Consider the following 575-nt stretch of genomic DNA (forward strand, 5'->3'; position numbering starts at 1 on the left):
TTCTCGTTTTAATAATGAATGAAAAGCTTCTATTTGGCTATTATCGTAAGGATATCCTTGCTTAGAATACGAATGGAAGATTTGATGTCGTCTAAGCAAGTTTTCAACATCACAGCTCGTATATTGTGAACCCATATCTGAATGAAAATATGCTGGCCTTTTATGATGTTCAAGTGCTTGGTTAACTGTATCTACTACTAGTTTGGCATTCATCTGTCGTCCTATCTTATATGCGAGTATCTTATGAACCTTTGGCTCATACACTGAACTAAGATATACCCAAGTTCCAGGTCGTAGCTCAAGATAAGTAATATCAGCGCGCCAAGTACTAGCTTTTGGCTTGTTTTTGATCAGATTGGGACGTTGTAAATAATCAACATGAGTACTAGGCTTTTTAAAACGCCGATGCATGAGAGAATGAATCTTCATTTCTTGCATTAGCCGAAAAATCCGTTTGACACCAACTATAATTCCCAGTCTATTTAATGCTAGTTTGATTCTTGGATAACCATAAGCGCGATAGTTTTCTTCCCAAATTTTTCGAATGCTTGCTTTTAAATGACGGTCAACACGAT

1 protein-coding gene is annotated in these 575 nt (G+C 36.7%); it reads right to left on the bottom strand.

What is annotated here, in order from left to right; translation table 11 throughout:
• Window positions 1-575: IS3 family transposase (locus GSM_RS14470; RefSeq protein WP_010078425.1), on the bottom strand; the 575-nt coding region annotated here is incomplete at both ends.

The organism is Liquorilactobacillus mali KCTC 3596 = DSM 20444 (genome assembly GCF_000260415.1).
Classification (GTDB): Bacteria; Bacillota; Bacilli; order Lactobacillales; family Lactobacillaceae; genus Liquorilactobacillus; species Liquorilactobacillus mali.